This is a genomic window from Roseateles sp. GW821-FHT09B06, from assembly GCF_059418245.1.
This window is the reverse complement of the sequence record NZ_JBWKPM010000016.1, coordinates 64,052-80,168: the sequence shown is the minus strand read 5'-3', so window position 1 is coordinate 80,168 and position 16,117 is coordinate 64,052. Positions and strand designations below refer to the sequence as shown.

General features: G+C 68.7%; 17 protein-coding genes. 7 read left to right on the top strand and 10 right to left on the bottom strand.

The features are described 5' to 3' along the window. Window positions 1-88: 88 nt before the first annotated feature. The 6 genes from AC07OQ_RS15125 to AC07OQ_RS15100 form a co-directional block, all read right to left on the bottom strand. Complete coding sequence (locus AC07OQ_RS15125) at window positions 89-367, bottom strand: HU family DNA-binding protein (RefSeq protein WP_495053959.1); 279 nt, start codon at window positions 365-367, stop codon at window positions 89-91. A 45-nt stretch (window positions 368-412) separates the two neighbouring features. After that, a complete protein-coding gene (locus AC07OQ_RS15120) occupies window positions 413-2,788 on the bottom strand; it encodes a DUF3772 domain-containing protein (RefSeq protein WP_495053958.1) in 2,376 nt (791 codons plus the stop codon). Then, on the bottom strand, window positions 2,785-3,744 hold the full coding sequence (locus tag AC07OQ_RS15115) for a tRNA dihydrouridine synthase (RefSeq protein WP_495053957.1): 960 nt from the start codon (window positions 3,742-3,744) through the stop codon (window positions 2,785-2,787). Before AC07OQ_RS15115 ends, AC07OQ_RS15120 begins: the two co-directional genes overlap by 4 nt. A gap of 195 nt (window positions 3,745-3,939) precedes the next feature. Next, on the bottom strand, window positions 3,940-4,443 hold the full coding sequence (locus AC07OQ_RS15110) for a M48 metallopeptidase family protein (protein ID WP_495053956.1): 504 nt from the start codon (window positions 4,441-4,443) through the stop codon (window positions 3,940-3,942). Window positions 4,444-4,450: 7 nt separating this feature from the next. Further along, window positions 4,451-6,310 (bottom strand): M3 family metallopeptidase, encoded by a 1,860-nt coding sequence (locus tag AC07OQ_RS15105; RefSeq protein WP_495053955.1) that lies wholly within the window; start codon window positions 6,308-6,310, stop codon window positions 4,451-4,453. 10 nt (window positions 6,311-6,320) lie between these two features. Next, window positions 6,321-7,001, bottom strand: coding sequence for a DUF502 domain-containing protein (locus AC07OQ_RS15100; protein ID WP_495053954.1), 681 nt, complete (start codon window positions 6,999-7,001; stop codon window positions 6,321-6,323). 50 nt (window positions 7,002-7,051) lie between these two features. Here AC07OQ_RS15100 and AC07OQ_RS15095 point away from each other — a divergent pair, with 50 nt between their 5' ends. From AC07OQ_RS15095 to AC07OQ_RS15085, 3 genes are all read left to right on the top strand, one after another. Then, window positions 7,052-7,435, top strand: a complete 384-nt coding sequence (locus tag AC07OQ_RS15095; RefSeq protein ID WP_495053953.1) for a 2Fe-2S iron-sulfur cluster-binding protein — start codon at window positions 7,052-7,054, stop codon at window positions 7,433-7,435. Window positions 7,436-7,518: 83 nt separating this feature from the next. After that, a complete protein-coding gene (locus AC07OQ_RS15090; protein ID WP_495053952.1) occupies window positions 7,519-8,109 on the top strand; it encodes a 1-acyl-sn-glycerol-3-phosphate acyltransferase in 591 nt (196 codons plus the stop codon). Next, window positions 8,063-8,341 carry a VF530 family protein gene (locus tag AC07OQ_RS15085; RefSeq protein WP_495053951.1) on the top strand — a complete coding sequence of 93 codons (279 nt, stop codon included), beginning with the start codon at window positions 8,063-8,065 and terminating at the stop codon, window positions 8,339-8,341. The genes AC07OQ_RS15090 and AC07OQ_RS15085 overlap by 47 nt, the downstream gene beginning before the upstream one ends. Here the strand turns inward: AC07OQ_RS15085 and AC07OQ_RS15080 are convergent. From AC07OQ_RS15080 to minC, 4 genes are all read right to left on the bottom strand, one after another. Continuing rightward, entirely contained in the window at window positions 8,338-8,733 is a 396-nt protein-coding gene (locus AC07OQ_RS15080; protein ID WP_495053950.1) for a DUF488 domain-containing protein, read from the bottom strand. The genes AC07OQ_RS15085 and AC07OQ_RS15080 overlap by 4 nt on opposite strands. 108 nt (window positions 8,734-8,841) lie before the next feature. Beyond that, a complete protein-coding gene (gene minE / locus AC07OQ_RS15075) occupies window positions 8,842-9,105 on the bottom strand; it encodes a cell division topological specificity factor MinE (protein WP_495053949.1) in 264 nt (87 codons plus the stop codon). A gap of 13 nt (window positions 9,106-9,118) precedes the next feature. After that, window positions 9,119-9,934, bottom strand: coding sequence for a septum site-determining protein MinD (minD, locus tag AC07OQ_RS15070; RefSeq protein ID WP_495053948.1), 816 nt, complete (start codon window positions 9,932-9,934; stop codon window positions 9,119-9,121). 124 nt (window positions 9,935-10,058) lie between these two features. Further along, window positions 10,059-10,856: a septum site-determining protein MinC gene (minC, locus tag AC07OQ_RS15065; RefSeq protein ID WP_495053947.1), complete on the bottom strand. Its 798-nt coding sequence runs from the start codon at window positions 10,854-10,856 to the stop codon at window positions 10,059-10,061. Between the two features lie 683 nt (window positions 10,857-11,539). On the opposite strand from minC, the gene AC07OQ_RS15060 reads away from it, so the two are divergent. From AC07OQ_RS15060 to AC07OQ_RS15045, 4 genes are all read left to right on the top strand, one after another. Further along, on the top strand, window positions 11,540-11,725 hold the full coding sequence (locus AC07OQ_RS15060) for a hypothetical protein (RefSeq protein ID WP_495053946.1): 186 nt from the start codon (window positions 11,540-11,542) through the stop codon (window positions 11,723-11,725). 336 nt (window positions 11,726-12,061) lie between these two features. Then, complete coding sequence (gene metG / locus AC07OQ_RS15055; protein ID WP_495053945.1) at window positions 12,062-14,158, top strand: methionine--tRNA ligase; 2,097 nt, start codon at window positions 12,062-12,064, stop codon at window positions 14,156-14,158. Window positions 14,159-14,254: 96 nt separating this feature from the next. Further along, a complete protein-coding gene (locus AC07OQ_RS15050; RefSeq protein WP_495053944.1) occupies window positions 14,255-15,868 on the top strand; it encodes a SulP family inorganic anion transporter in 1,614 nt (537 codons plus the stop codon). Between the two features lie 32 nt (window positions 15,869-15,900). Then, window positions 15,901-16,104 (top strand): DUF3460 family protein, encoded by a 204-nt coding sequence (locus tag AC07OQ_RS15045; protein ID WP_495053943.1) that lies wholly within the window; start codon window positions 15,901-15,903, stop codon window positions 16,102-16,104. Window positions 16,105-16,117 lie beyond the last annotated feature (13 nt).

Below are 16,117 nucleotides of genomic sequence, written 5' to 3'. Positions count from 1 at the left end.
TCGACCGAAGGGGCCCCGAGGGGCCCCTTCTTGCGTTGCTCGGGCGCTCGTCGCAGCGACGGCGCCCTGCTTCGTCATTGCTGACGGCTTACTTCTTGTTCACGGCGTCCTTGAGGACCTTGCCGGGCGTGAACTTGGGCACCGTCGACGCGGCGATCTCCAGCGGCTCGCCGGTGGCGGGGTTCTTGCCGGTGCGGGCGGCGCGCTCGCTGACCTTGAAGGTGCCAAAGCCGAGGATCGCGACGGCGTCGCCCGCCACCAGGGCTTCGGTGATCGTGCCCAGCGCGGCGTCCAGCATGGTTGTTGCGGCGGCGCGGGTGACGCCACTCTTGGTGGCGATGCTTTCGATCAGTTCACTTTTGTTCATCACTTGTCCAGTTGATACCGAGAAAATCCCGTTGAAGGGGCGCGATTATCGGCCCGCCGATCCGGGGCCGGGAAAATCTTGAGTCGGCGGGAGTGGCGCTGGCGCCTCCCGCAGCACCAGCCCCGGCGCGCGCCACAGCGGTAGCTCCGCCGCGCGCAGCTCCTGCAGCGCGCGGAACAGCAGCGCGCTGCGCACGCCATAGGCCTGGCGCGGCGAGCCGACGAAGCCGGTGGCGTTGAAGACCAGCTGGCCGTCGGCGATGCCGTCCAGCTGCACATTGGGTGCCGGCGTCTCCAGCATGTCCTCATGCTCCTCGAAGGCGCGCAGCAGGATCTCGCGGGCCCGCGCCACATCGGTGTCCAGCGGCATCGGCAGCTTGATCTGCACCAGGCCCGCGGGGTTCTGGTGCGTGACATTGCGCACAACCTTGGTGATGAACTCCGAGTTCGGCACGATCACGGTCGAACGGTCGCCCATCTGGATCTCGGTGGCGCGCACATTGATGCGCCGGATGTCGCCCTCGACCCCGGACAGCGAGACCCAGTCGCCCACCTTGACCGGCCGCTCGGCGAGCAGGATCAGGCCCGAGACGAAGTTCGACACCACGGCCTGCAGGCCGAAGCCGATGCCCACCGAGAGCGCGCTGGCGATCCAGGCCACCTTCTCCAGCTCCAGACCCACGGCCGACAGCGCCAGGCCGATCGCCACCAGCGTGCCCAGGAAACCGAGCAGGGTGCCGACCGAGCTGCGCATGCCGGCGTCCAGCGAGGTGGTGGGCAGGAAGCGCTCGTTCAGCCAGCGCTTCAGCGCGCGCAGGGCCAGCAGGGCCAGCAGGAACACCAGCAGGGCCTGCAGCAGCGCGGTGGGGCGCAGCTGCAACTGGCCGACCTCGATGCCCACCCGCAGCTGGTCGGTGCGGCGCAGCAGGTCCTCGGGGCTTTCGCCGAAGGGCGCCAGGATCAGCACCAGGGCCAGCAGCCAGACCGTCAGGCGCAGCGCGCCCGAGCCCAGCACCACCGCCTGGTTGCGCAGCACGCGCGCCTGGCCGGGCGCGGCGTCGCCCTGCTCCTCGCTGGGCGCCAGCCAGGCGCTGCAGGCGTCGTCGACCAGCAGGCTCAGCAGATAGGCGCTGAGCAGCAGCACGCCGATCCAGACCACCTGGCGCACGATGAAGCTGCCCAGCGCCACATAGCCGATCACGATGCCCAGCAGGCTCACCACCAGCATGCCCCACACCAGCACCAGCGCGCCGGACAGCCAGCCCGGCCGCGTGTCCGCTGCGGCGTTCGCCGCCTCGGCCGCCAGGGCCTGGCGGCGCAGCTGCTCGCCGCGGTGCACGCTGCGCGCCAGCAGCAGGCCCAGGATCAGCGCATAGGCCCCGTTGATCGCCACCTCGATCGCCAGGCTCAGCGCCGCCGCGCCGGCCAGGCGCTGCAGGAACCAGCCGGCGAAGGTGATCACGGCGATCCACACCGCATGCCAGCGCAGCCCCTCGGCCACCCGGTCCGGCAGCGGCAGCAGCCGCCACGAGGGCCGGCCCGGCGACAGCAGCGCCAGGCCCAGGCCGCCGATGTAAGCCGTGAAGCAGACCGCGCCCACCGTGCTGGCGAACAGAGCGCGCAGCGGATCGCCGGCCGCCAGCCCCGGCGTCAGCGCCAGCATCAGCGCATAGGCCGCCGCGCCCGGCACCAGCATGGCCAGCAGGCTGCGCGCCACCGCCTGCAGCGAACGCCGCACGCGCCCGGGCGGCGCGCGGTGGGTGGCCACATCGGTAAGCCTGCGCCTCAGCCACAGGCGCAGCGCCAGCGCGCCGAGCACCAGCAGGGCCAGGCCCAGCCAGCGAAGCAAGGGCACCTGGGTCGCCGCGCCAACCAGGCGACGCTCCAGCAGCTCGACGCGCGCCGCATCGCGGCGAAAGCTGCCGGCCAGCTCGTTCCAGAACGAGGGCGCCAGCACCGAGTCGGTGCGCTCGAACAGCTGGGCGCGAAAGCGCGCGCGGCGCTGCGTTCCCACCTCGTCGGACAGCTGCTCGCTCTCCAGCGCCAGCAGGCGCGCCAGCTTGAGCCGCGCCTCCAGCTGCTCGCTGCTGCGCCTGAGCGTGCGGCGCTGCTCGGCCACGTCGGCCGCCTCGCTGCCGCCCGCGGCCGGCGCCGGCCCCAACTCGGACAGGCGCGCCTGCGCGCTGCCGAACTGCGGCTCCTGCTCGACGACGATGGCCTCGGCGCGCTGCTGCAGCGCCAGCAGCTCGCGCCGGAAGCCGGCCAGCTCGCCATCGGCGACCGGTGCGTCCGCATCGGCCAGGCGCTTCTTGATCTGTTCGATGCGCTGGCGCGCGGCATCCAGCGCGGCATCTGCATCCTCCTGGGCCCGCGCAAGAGGCCCCAGCAGCAGGGCCAGCATGAGCGCCAGCAGCAACCTCACGCCGCCTCCCTGAAGCCGATGTCGATGGCGGGGCCGAACAGCGCCAGCTGCAGCGCCTCGGGCGCATTGATGGTGCGCACGCGCTGGTAGGCCTCCTCGGCCTGCGGATAGCACCGGCGCAGGTAATGCAGCCATTGCTTGAGCCGGCCGGCCTGGTGGCGCGTGGCGACGTTCACGCGCACCTGGGCCCAGAAGACCTCCATCAGCGGCAGCAGCTCGGCCCAGCTCAGCCCTGCGCCGTTCGCGCCGGCAATGGCCAGCGCCAGGCCGGGGTCGGCCACCATGCCGCGGCCCAGCATCAGGTCGGCGCAGCCGGACTCGGCGCGGCAGCGCTGGGCGTCGGCCAGGGTCCAGATCTCGCCGTTCGCCACCACCGGCACCGCCACCGCCTCGCGCACCCGGGCGATGCGGTCCCAATAGGCCGGCGGCTTGTAGCCGTCGGCCTTGGTGCGGGCATGGATCACCAGCTCGGCGGCCCCCGATTCGGCCATCGCCAGCGCGCAGTCCAAGGTGCGCGCGTCGTCCAGATAGCCCAGCCGCATCTTGGCCGAGACCGGCAGATGGGCCGGCACCGCGCGCCGCACGGCCGCGACGATCTCGGCGATCAGCTCCGGCTCGTCCAGCAGCACCGCGCCGCCGCGATGGCGGTTCACGCATTTGGCCGGGCAGCCGAAATTCAGGTCGATGCCCTCGGGATTCAGCGCCGCCAGCTTGGCGGCGTTCTCGGCCATGCAGACCGGGTCGGAACCCAGCAGCTGGGCGCGCACCGGCACGCCCGCCGGCGTGCGGCCGCCATGCAGCAGCTCGGGCACGATGCGGGTGAAGACCCGGTTGGGCATCAGCATGTCGGTGATGCGGATGAACTCGGAGACGCAGCGGTCGATGCCGCCGACGCGGGTCAGCACATCCCGGAGCATGTGGTCCAGCAGGCCCTCCATGGGCGCCAGCAGAATCATGGGACGACAATCAAGCTAAGACGAAGGGCGACAGCATAGCCTGCTCTGTCCACACAGCCTGTGGACAAGCTCGTGCAAGGCCTGCGCAAAGCTTGCGCAAGTGCTTGATTCGTCAGCATTTGTATTGTCCTGCCCAAGAATTCAGCAGGGCCGGAGGCGGGCCTGCATACGGCCGGCACCCTGCCGTCCGGCGGCTCAGCCGGCCGGCAGCTCCCGCTGGGTCAGCCACAGCCGCAGGTCGAACTCCAGCTGGCCGTAGTTCGGCTCCATGTGCTGGCAGAGCTGGTAGAAGGCCTTGTTGTGCTCCAGCTCCTTGATATGGGCCAGTTCGTGCACGACGATCATGCGCAGGAAGTCGGCCGGCGCCTCCTTGAACAAGGTGGCGACGCGGATCTCGCGGCGCGTCTTCAGCCGCGCGCCCTGCACGGTCGAGGCGCGGGTATGCGTGCCCAGCGCATGCTGGATCACCTTCAGCTTGGCGTCGTAGCAGACCTTGTTCAGCGGCTCGGCATTGCGCAGGTAGCGGATCTTCAGGTCCTGCGTGTAGTCGAACAAAGCGCGGTCGCTGCGCACCTCATGCGCCTCGGGATAACGATCGGCCAGGTAGGCGCCCAGCCGGCCGGCCTCGATCAGCCCATGCACCTGAGCCAGCAGCGCCGCCGGATAGCCGGCCAGATATTTCAGCGGCGGCGGGTTCACGAGGGCGTCATGCCGGGTAATGCGCGGCCACCCAGGACTCGAAGCGCGCGCACATCGCGGCCTCGCCGGCCTCGCTGTCGGCCAGCACCTCGTCGCCATGGACGATGCGGATCCTGGCATCGAGCGCCGGCAGCTCGGCGCCGGCCGGGCGCAGGGCCGCCGCGGCGATCGCGGCCTGGGCGCGCGCCCAGGCCTCGTCGACCGACTCGTTGCAGGCCTCGGCCAGGTAGCGCGCCGAGAAGCCCTCGCCGGTCAGGCGGCGCAAGGTGGCGTCATGGTCGATGCTGTTGCCCGGGCCCCAGTAATGCGCGGCCAGCGCCGGCCCGATGGCCGGGTTGTCGGCCAGGTAGCCCTGCTCGCGCAGGAAGAAGGCGCGCGTCTGGTAGACCGCCATATGGGCCAGCAGATAGCCCTGGTAGGAGGCCGCCGATTCCTGGTTCAGCAGGTGCGGGATGGCCAGCAGCGGGCGCGGGCCGCCGGCGTCCAGGCCCTGGATGCGGCGCTCGGTGGCGCGCGCCAGGGTCAGCACGGCCTCGGGCGTCAGCGCCGCGTCGTCCAGCGCGTAGAGCGCGGCCTCGAAATAAGGCACCACGGCGATCGCGCGCTCGTCGAAGGCGCGCATCGGCTGCAGGCTTTCGATGCGCGCGCGGATCAGCTCGTCGGGGATCGCCTCGCCGGCCGCATTGCGGGCATAGCGCTTGAGCCAGTCGCCGTCGTTCAGCAGGCTGTCGCAGAACATCGACTGGGTCTCGGCATAGGCCATCGAGGTGGGCGCGAATTCCTGCGAGAAGCAGGGCGCGTTCTGCGTCACGTTGGCGAAATGCGCGGCATGGCCGCCCTCGTGGAACAGGGTGTTGATCGCGCGCAGGCCGCTGCCCACCTGGTCGGGCTTGGCCTCGGCCGTGAAGTTGATCTGGCCCGGCACCCAGCGGCCCTCGGCATCGAAATAGCTGGGGATGGGGCCGTGGCAGAAGCCGTTCTGGTATTTGCCGGCGCGCTCCAGCAGGTCCAGCTGCAGGGTGGCACCGCGGTAGCCGATGCCCAGGCGCCGAAAGCTCTCGACCCAGCGGCGCAGCGCCGGGCCGAAGGGCATGTACTCGTCCATGCGGCGCACCACGTCGCCGCCGCTCCAATAACGCAGGTTCCAGGGCAGCAGCGCGGCGCTGCCATGCCTGGCCTCCAGCGCCTGCAGTGCGCGGGCCTGCGCGGCCTCGGTGCGGGCGACGAAGTCGTCGAGGATCTCGAACAGCGCCGCCGGCGTCATGCGCTCGTTCTTGCGCAGCTTGTAGTCGAAGTAGTTCTCGAAGCCCAGGGTGCGCGCCAGGCGGTTGCGCAGGCGCACCAGGTCCAGGAAGCCGTTGTCCAGCACCCAGCGCTCCACCTCGCCGTAGGCCTCGAAGGAGCTGCGGCGCGCCGCCTCGCTCGGGTTGGTGGCCATATTGGTGGCCAGCATGCTCAGGGTGGCCGGCTCGCGCGCGCCGCGCTCGTTGAAATGGCTGGGCGCCAGGTCCTTCTTCTTCGCGAACAGCGCCGCCTCGGCCGCGATCAGCTCGCGCATCAACGCGCGCGCCTCGGGCTTGTCGAGGATGTGGGCCTCGAACAGCGCCTGCCAGCCGCGCAGGCCGTGGCGCAGTGCCTCTGCCCCGTCCACGCCCTCCAGCGCCGCCAGATGCGCGCGCGTGGCCGCCAGCCTGGCGGGGTCGGCGATGAAGTCCTTGTAGCGCGCCTCGGCGGCGGCGAAGCCGGCGTGGTCCTCGCTGGTGCCCATATAGGTGGCCCAGAACAGGTCTTCCTTGGTCTTGTGGACCTGCAGGTAGTCGCGGTTCAGCGCGTCGAAGAAGGTTTGGGCGTCGGCTTGTGGGCTCATGCCCCGCAGTTTAGGGCTTGGCGCGACCCAGCACCTCGGGCGTCGTGACGCCCATCGAGACATAGAGGCTGGTCAGGCCTTCGACGCCCATCTCGGCCGGCCGCACCCAGCTGGTGGGCAGGTACAGCAGGCCGCCGCCCACCGGCACCGGCGCGGTCGGCACGATCACCGCCACATAGTCGACGCCGTCGATCGTCACCGGCTCGGGGCTGGACAGCAGGCCCAGCACCAGCGCCCCGCCCTCGGGCTTGACGCCGCCGAAATGGCACCACACCGGCGCCATCGCGCGCACGCCGTCCTCGTCGCGCTTGGACAGCATCTCCACCATGCGGCGCAGCAGCTCGTAGACCGTGCCGACCACCGGGATGCGCGCGATCAGGCCCTCCAGCCAGCCGCGCAGCCGCGTCTGCAGCTGCGCCTCGACCAGCAGGCCGAGCAGGTAGACCAGCGCCGCCACCACGGCCAGGCCCAGCAGGTAGGCCTTGGGCTCGGAGTCGGTCAGTTGCAGGCCCAGCCGGCCCAGGCCATGGCCCAGCCAGCTGCCCGGGCCCAGGAAGCGCAGCAGCAGCGACGCCACCCAGCCCAGCAGCGCCAGGGTGGCCACCAGCGGCAGCAGGGCCAGGCAGCCGGCGATGAAGGTGCGCAGCAGGTGGCGGCGTGCCGAGGCGGCGATCGGAGCGACGGGAGTCATGGCGGGTGGCGGAATGAGGGAAGCCTGCGGAAAGCGGGCATCATGCCAGCATGGACGACGACGCCCCGACCGACTTTCCCGTAGAGATCGCGCCGCAGGGCTGGCGCTTCGACTGCGCGCCGCATCAGACCCTGCTGCTGGCGACCCTGGACGCCGGCCTGCGCATGCCGCATTCCTGCCGCAACGGCAGCTGCCGCGCCTGCATCGCGCGGCTGCTGGCGGGCCGGGTCGAGTACCGCATCGAGTGGCCGGGCCTGTCGCGCGAGGAAAAGGACGAGGGCTGGATCCTGCCCTGCGTGGCCTGCCCGCGCGAGACGCTGAGGATCGAGGCGCCGGCCACGCTCAATCTGTTCGATGCCCCGGCCACGCAACTATCCCCGTCCGCTGTGGACAAGTCCGTGCACAGCCTGGAGAAGCATGCGCCAAGTGATTGATTTCACTGGGCTTGATCTGGCATGCCCGAAAAATGGGCAGGGGCATAGGACAATCGAGGGCTTTGCCGACCCGACGGGCCTCCATGCACCGCACGATCTTCACGACGCCTGTTATCAACACCGAGCTGCGCGCGCTCTCGCTCGCCTGGCTGCGCCTGCGCGGCTGGAAACTGGACGGAGCGCTACCGCCCGAGCAGCCCAAATGCGTGCTGATCGCCGCGCCGCACACCAGCAACTGGGACCTGCCCTACACCCTGATGGTCGCCTTCGCGCTGCGCCTGAACATCTACTGGATGGGCAAGCAGCAGATCTTCCGCTGGCCCTTCGGGCCGCTGATGCGCTGGCTGGGCGGCATCGCCGTGAACCGCGAGCAGTCGAGCAATCTGGTGGCGGCATCGAGCGCGGCCCTGGTGGCGGCCGACGGGCCGGTGCAGCTGATCGTGCCGCCGGAGGGCACGCGCAGCAAGACGCGCTACTGGAAGACCGGCTTCTACTGGATCGCCCACCAGGCGCAAGTGCCGATCGTGCTTGCCTATATGGACTATCCGCGCAAACTCAGCGGCCTGGGGCCGGTGTTCAGGCCCACCGGCGACGTGGAGGCCGACATGCGCGAGATCAAGAACTTCTATGCCCAGTTCAAGGGCAAGAACTGGCGCCAGTTCGACCATGAATAAGCCCGCCCAGGACCCGCTGCAGGGCAAGACCCTGGAGATGATCGTCACCGAGCTGGCGGCCCACTTCGGCTGGCAGGAGCTGGGCCAGCGCATCGCGATCCGCTGCTTCCAGAGCGATCCCAGCGTGGCGTCGAGCCTGAAGTTCCTGCGCAAGACGCCCTGGGCGCGCGCCAAGGTGGAGAGCCTCTATCTCTTCATGCTGCGCGAGCAGGCGCGCAACGCACGGCACTAGATCAGATCGGCGCCGCGCTCGACGAGCAAGGCGCGCAGCACCGAGCGGTGGCAGCGTGCCTCGTCCTCGCAATAGCAGCCCAGGGCCATCGGCGTGCCGTGCGACAGCGCGGCCAGCAGGTCCAGGAGGCGCGGCGTCTCGCCCTCGCCCAGCTCGGCGCGGAACTTCCGCACGAACTGCGCCCAGGCCTTGTCGTCGCCGCTCGCCTGTGCGTCCTGCGCGAACTTCATCAGCTCGGCCGAGGGCGCGATCTGGGGCAGCCACTGGTCGTAGAAGTCGCGCCTGGCGAACTCTTCCTTGGGCACGCCGCGCGGCGGCCGCCGCACCGTGCCCAGCCTGAGGCCCTCGCCCGCGGCGCGCGGGCTGCCCAACCGAACAATCCGAATCGCCATCCACAGCTCCTCTATGCACGTGGTGTCTTGATTCAGCGACGCCCGAGGATCCGGCTCCGCCGGTCCTACGGGCGTGCCCCCTGGGGGCGGCCGCAGGCCGTGGGCCGTTCAGGCCTTACCGGGCTCGGGCAGCTCGATCTTGACCTCGAGCACTTCCAGATTGCCCTCGCGCTCCATATGCACCTTGATGTCGTCCGGGTTGATCGACACGTACTTGGAGATCACCGCCACCAGCTCGCGCTGCAACTGCGGCAGGTAGTCGGGGCTGCTGCTGCGGCCATTGCGTTCATGCGCCAGGATCAGTTGCAGCCGCTCCTTGGCCACGCTGGCGGTGTTCTTCTTCTCGCCGAGGAAAAAAGATAGGAATCCCATCTGCGCCGCCCCCTCACTTGCCGCCGAACAGGCGCTTGAAGAAGCCGGGCTTGATCGCCTCGATGAAGCGCATCGGCTTGTCCTCGCCCAGGAAACGGTCCACCACATCGGCATAGGCCTCGGCCACGTCCGTGCCCTTCATGTGGATCGCGGGCAGGCCCTGGTTGGAGGCCTGCAGCACGGATTCGCTCTCGGGGATCACGCCGATCAGCTTGGTGCGCAGGATCTCGTGGATGTCCTCCAGCGACAGCATCTGGCCGCCCTCGACCCGGTTGGGGTTGTAGCGCGTGATCAGCAGATGCTCCTTGATCGGCTCCTTGCCCTCGATGGCGCGCTTGGTCTTGCTGTTCAGCATGCCCAGGATGCGGTCGGAGTCGCGCACCGAGGAGACCTCGGGGTTGGTGACGACCAGGGCCTCGTCGGCATAGTGCATGGCCATCAGCGCGCCGGTCTCGATGCCGGCCGGCGAGTCGCAGATGATGTAGTCGAACTCCAGCGCCTTCAGCTCGTCCAGCACGCGCTCGACGCCCTCCTGCTTCAGCGCGTCCTTGTCGCGCGTCTGCGAGGCGGCCAGGATGTAGAGCTTGTCCAGCTGTTTGTCCTTGATCAGGGCCTGGCTCAGCTTGATCTCGTCGTTGATGACGTTGATCAGGTCGTAGACCACGCGGCGCTCGCAGCCCATGATCAGATCGAGATTGCGCAGGCCGACGTCGAAGTCGATCACCACGGTCTTGTAGCCACGCATCGCGAGGCCTGTTGCAAAGCTGGCGCTGGTGGTGGTCTTGCCCACCCCGCCCTTGCCGGAAGTCACGACAACGATTTTGCTCATCGATTCAGGTCCTCAAAAAAACCGGTACTGCTTGTTTGCTTTCCCACACGACACCCGAGGATCCGGCTTTGCCGGTCCTGCGGTGAGCCCATTGAGGGGGCGCGCAAAGCGCGCAGGGGGAGGGTCATGTCTTGAGCGCTTCCATCACCAGCTTCTCGCCCTCCAGCCGCACCTGGGCCGGCTTGGCCAGCACCTCGGGGGGCAGCGGGTTCTCGGTGGTGCGGTAGATGCCGGCGATCGCGATCAGCTCGGCCTCCAGGCTGGTGGCGAAGATACGCGCCTCGGTATTGCCGCGCGCGCCGGCGATGGCCTTGCCGCGCAAGGGGGCGTAGACATGGATATGGCCGTCGGCGATCACCTCGGCGCCATGGCTGACCAGGGCCAGCACGACCAGGTCGCCGCCCTTGGCATAGACCTGCTGGCCCGAGCGCAAGGGCTTGTCGATCACCAGGGTGCGCGGCGCGTCGGCGGGCACCGCGACCTCCGCCGGCCGCTCGACGATCACTTCCTTGATCACCTCGCGCACCACCTCCTGGATCACCGGCTCGGCGCGCTGCACCGGCTGCGGGTCGACATCCGGGGCTTCGGCCAGCCCGAGCGCCTCGGCGTGCGCCAGCAGGGCCGGCCCGGCGCCGGTGACGGCCACCGGCCGCATGCGGTACTCGCGCAGCAGGCCCAGCAGGGCCGCCAGGTCGATCTCGGCTTCGGCATCCAGGCCCAGCTCGCCCTGCGCCTCGGCCTCACCGACCGGCTCGGCCGGGGCCTGCGGCAGTTGCGAGAAGTCGAGCAGCAGCGGTTCGCGGTTGAACACATCGGGCGTGTCGCCCAGACGCTGGCGCAGCTCTGCGCCGAGTTGCGCCAGGTCGCCGGTCTTCAGCACCAGGACCAGCAAGCCCAGCGTCGCGCTCTTCAGCTCGAACATGTCCTGCGACCGGGCGGCCTGCCGAGCCGCCTGCTGTCTTCCCTCTTGTGCCTGAACCATTGCGCCCGTCGATGTCTGCAAAGTGCGCGATTTTAGCGGCCCGTCCGGAGCCCCCCGCTAGGCGTTGGCCCCAGGCACGCGCAAGGCGCCGGGCCGCGCAAAAAATGGGCAGAGCAAGAATGTATCAATTGAATCAAACACTTAAGGCATCTATCGAAGGCGAGTTCACAACGTTCTCCACAGGAGCGGTGGACAGCTTTCGGCCGCGTGATCTTTGCAATCGAGGACTTGACTTATCCCCACTGACGGCTTCGCCGGAGTGGCGGATCGCCTGGCACCGCGTCATGCTGCGGCGCATCTTGGCGTTTCCCCGACATTTGGCTAAGTTGTTGATTTATATAAACCTTCAAGTGATGCTTAAAAAATATGCAACAAAAGGCCGAGCCCGTCACAGCAAGGGTTTGGGGGCATCGACCGCAGCTTCTCCACAAAGTTATCCACAAAGACGGTGGATAGCTTCGGAGTGTGTTACGAATCAAGAACTTAAACCCCATCGTTGAACTGGAATTGAGCTTCCGACGCTAACTCGGAGGTCGCGGCGACGCATGGACGCCACAGTCGGGCCGCTGCGGTTACAGTGGCAGCAGGGCCGGCATACCGCGGGCCAGCAAAGGAGCCCCGCCTTGGCAACCCCCAACTATTCCTATGAAAAGCGCCAGCGCGAGCTGGCCAAGAAGCGCAAGAACGAAGAGAAGCGCCAGCGCAAGCTGAACCGCCCCGAGGGCCAGACCGGCGAAGCGGACGAAACGCCCAACCCGGAAGGCACCGAGCCGACCACCGACACGCCGCCTCAGGAAGGCCAGGCCTGAGAGCTGCAGGATCGATTGATCGCTCGCCCCTCCTTGCCCTTCCTCGCCCAACTCGCCCCATTCGCCCAGGCCGCATCCCCAGCGATCCGCTGCCGCAGCGCAGCGCGGACTTGCCGCACACATCGGTCGCGCGCCCGAGCTAGCGGGACGGTCGCAGGCGGCAGCGGAGCCAGTTCGCCCGGCAGCGACACCACCCGCCCCCATCCGCGCCGCCCCCTCCTGCACCCGCGTCGGCCGCAGGCCTGCGCGATGCCGGCCGGATGCGACGCCCGGCGCGGCGCATAAAATCACCGGTTCCGCGCCTGCCAATGCCGGCAGCGCGACACGGACCCCGCCATGACCCGCAAGCTTTTCGTCACCACCGCCCTGCCCTACGCGAACGCCAATTTCCATATCGGCCACATCATGGAGTACACCCAGGCCGATATCTGGGTGCGCTTCCAGCGCATGCTGGGCCAGCAGGTGCATTTCGTGTGTGCGGACGACGCCCATGGCGCGCCGATCATGATCGCCGCCGAGAGGGCGGGCAAGACGCCGCAGCAGTTCGTGGCAGACATCGCCGCGGGTCGCAAGGCCTATCTGGACGGCTTCCACATCAGCTTCGACAACTGGCATTCCACCGACGGCCCCGAGAACCACGAGCTGTCCCGGGAGGTCTACAAGGCGCTGCGCAAGAACGAACTGATCGAGGTGAAGACCATCGAGCAGTTCTTCGATCCCCAGAAGTCCATGTTCCTGCCGGACCGCTTCATCAAGGGCGAATGCCCCAAGTGCGGCGCCAAGGACCAGTACGGCGATTCCTGCGAGGTCTGCGGCGCGGTCTACACGCCCACCGAGCTGAAGAACCCCTTCTCGGTGCTGACCGGCGCGACGCCGGTGATGAAGAGTTCCGAGCATTACTTCTTCAAACTCAGCGACCCGCGCTGCGTCGAGTTCCTGGAGCAGTGGACCCAGACCCCGGGCCGTCTGCAGGCCGAGGTGCTGAACAAGATCAAGGAATGGTTCACCAAGGACGAAGAGGGCAAGGGCGGCCTGGGTGACTGGGACATCAGCCGCGACGCGCCCTATTTCGGCATCGAGATCCCCGACGCGCCGGGCAAGTACTTCTATGTCTGGCTGGACGCGCCGATCGGCTACCTGGCCTCGCTGAAGAACTACTTCGGCAAGGGCGGCCCCCGAGCCAACGGCGAGTCACGGTCCTACGAGGACTTCATGGCCGACGAATCGGTGGAGCAGGTGCACTTCATCGGCAAGGACATCACCTACTTCCACACGCTGTTCTGGCCCGCGATGCTGCACTTCAGCGGCCGCAAGACGCCGAATCACGTCTTCGTGCACGGCTTCCTGACCGTCAACAACGGCGAGAAGATGAGCAAGAGCCGCGGCACCGGCCTGGACCCGCTGAAGTACCTGAAGCTGGGCATGAACGCCGAGTGGCTGCGCTACTACCTGGCCGCCAAGCTGAACGCCAAGGTCGAGGACGTCGACTTCAACCCCGAGGACTTCACCGCCCGCGTCAACAGCGATCTGGTCGGCAAGTACATCAACATCGCCTCGCGTGCCGCCGGCTTCCTGTCCAAGCGCTTCGCCGGCCAGCTGAGCGCCGATGTCGGCGTCGAGGGTCAGACCTTGCTCGACGGCCTGCGTGCCCATGGCGCGACGATCGCCGAGCTGTACGAGGAGCGCGAGTTCGGCAAGGCGCTGCGCGAGATCATGCTGCTGGCCGACCGGGTCAACGAGTACGTCGACCAGAACAAGCCCTGGGAGCTGGCCAAGCTGGAGGGCAAGGACCAGGTGCTGCAGGACGTCTGCAGCGTCTGCATCGAGGCCTTCCGCGTGCTGTCCATCTACCTGAAGCCGGTGCTGCCGGCCCTGGTCGCCAAGGTCGAAGCCTTCCTGCAGGTGGCGCCGCTCGCCTTCGCCGACGCGCAGACCGCGCTGGGCGCCCACCGGATCGGCGCCTACGAGCACCTGATGCAGCGCGTCGATCCGAAGATGCTGGAGGCCCTGTTCGAGCCGCCCCAACCCCAGGAAGCGCCCAAGGTGGTGCCCGGCGGCGAGGAACTGGCGCCCGAGATCAAGATCGACGACTTCACGAAGGTCGACCTGCGCATCGCCAAGATCGTCAAGGCCGAGCATGTCGAGGGTTCGGACAAGCTGCTGCGCCTGACCCTGGATGTCGGCGAAGGCCCGGACCCGCAGGGACGTCCCGTCCTGCGCAACGTCTTCAGTGGCATCAAGGGCAGCTATCAGCCCGAGCAACTGGAAGGCAAGCTCACGGTGATGGTGGCCAACCTGGCGCCGCGCAAGATGAAGTTCGGCATCTCCGAGGGCATGGTGTTGGCTGCCAGCCACGCTGACGAGGGTGCCAACCCCGGCGTCTTCGTGCTGGAGCCCTTCCCCGGCGCGCAGCCGGGCATGCGGGTGCGCTGAGCCCTTGACATAAGTCAAGCAAGGAGCCAACGAACGGGCTGCCTCATGGACAGCCCGACTTGTCTGCAGGCGGTGGAACCGGAGAATCGTGAGGCCATGCCCCCCCTGCACCGCTTCCGTCCGCGCTCCCTCTCCTTGCTGCGGGACTATTCGCGCCAGCGCTTCCTCACGGATCTGGGAGCCGGCGTCACGGTCGGTGTGGTGGCGCTGCCACTGGCCCTGGCCTTCGCGATCGCCTCCGGCGTCAAACCCGAGCAGGGCCTGGTGACGGCCATCATCGCGGGCTTCCTGATCTCGCTGCTGGGCGGCTCCAGCGTGCAGATCGGCGGCCCGGCCGGCGCCTTCATCGTCATCGTCTACGGCATCGTGCAGCGCTACGGCCTGGCGAACCTCCTGATCGCCACCGCCCTGGCCGGCGTGCTGCTGCTGGCGATGGGCGCGCTGCGCCTGGGCGTGCTGGTGCGCTACATCCCGGTCAGCATCGTGATCGGCTTCACCAACGGCATCGCCGTGCTGATCGCGCTGTCGCAGCTGAAGGATTTGCTGGGCCTCTCGATCACGCAGATGCCGGCCGATTTCTTCGGCCAGCTGCAGGCGCTGGCCCGCCATCTGCACGGCTTCAATCCGGTGGCCCTGGCCACCGGCCTGGCCTGCATGGCCCTGGTGCTGCTGTGGCCCCGCTTGCCGCGCCGCTTCGCGGCCCTGCCGCCGACCCTGGTGGCCCTGGTGCTGGCAGCGCTGGCGGCCCATCTGTTCGCGCTGCCGCTGGAGACCATCGGCAGCCGCTTCGGCAGCATCCCGCAGGGCCTGCCGGGGCTGGCCTGGCCGGCGCTGGAGTGGCGCAGCCTGCAGCAGCTCTTCATCCCGACCCTCACGATCGCCTTGCTCGGGGCGATCGAATCCCTGCTGTGCGCCCGCGTGGCCGACCAGATGAGCGAGCTGCCGCGCCATGACCCGAACCAGGAACTGATGGCCCAGGGGCTGGCCAATATCGTCGTGCCCTTGTTCGGCGGCATCCCGGCCACCGGCACGATCGCGCGCACGGTCACCAATGTGCGCGCCGGCGCCACCAGCCCGGTGGCCGGCATGGTGCATGCGGCCACACTGCTGGCGATCGTGCTGATCGCCGCGCCGCTGGCCTCGGCGGTGCCGCTGGCGGCGCTGGCCGGCATCCTGCTGGTGGTGGCGCTGCGCATGGGCGAATGGCACGAGTTCACGCGGCTGCGCCGTTTTAACCTGCCCTACCGCACCATCCTGCTGGGCACCTTCGCGCTGACCGTGGTGTTCGACCTGACGGTGGCGGTCGAGGTCGGTCTGGTGCTGGCCTGCCTGTTCTTCATCTACCGCATGAGCACCCTGTTCCGCGCCGAGCCGCTGCCCGGCACACCGCCGGGGGTGCAGCTGATGCGGCTCTACGGCTCGCTGTTCTTCGGGGCGGTGGGCAAGGTCGAGGGCCTGGCCGAGCGCCTGCCGCCCGACTGCCGCGAGCTGGTGCTGGACATGCACCAGCTGGTTTCGATGGACAGCTCCGGGCTGGATGCACTGGCGCAGCTGCAGCGCAGCCTCGTCCGCCAGGGCCGGCGCCTGGTGCTGTGCGGGCTCAACGATCAGCCGGCCAGCCTGATCGAGCGCGGCGGCCTGGCCGGGGCGCTGGGCGAAGGCGGCATCCATCACGACCTGGCCGCGTGGCGGCGCGTGCGCGGCTTGTAAAATCGCCGAATTCCCCCAAGCCACACCACGCCATGCCTTTGTTCTGGAAGCCCTACAAGTCCGACGTCACGAACTTCATCGACGAGCTGAAGGCCAAGAAGCCGACGCTGGAGGCCGAGCAGCGCGCCGGCCGCGCCCTGCTGTGGGACAAGCCGGTGGACCGCGGCGTACAGGCCGATTTCCGCGAGGCCCAGGTGCCCCAGCAGGCCTACGTCTACCAGACCAAGAGCGAGTGACCGGCGCGTGAGC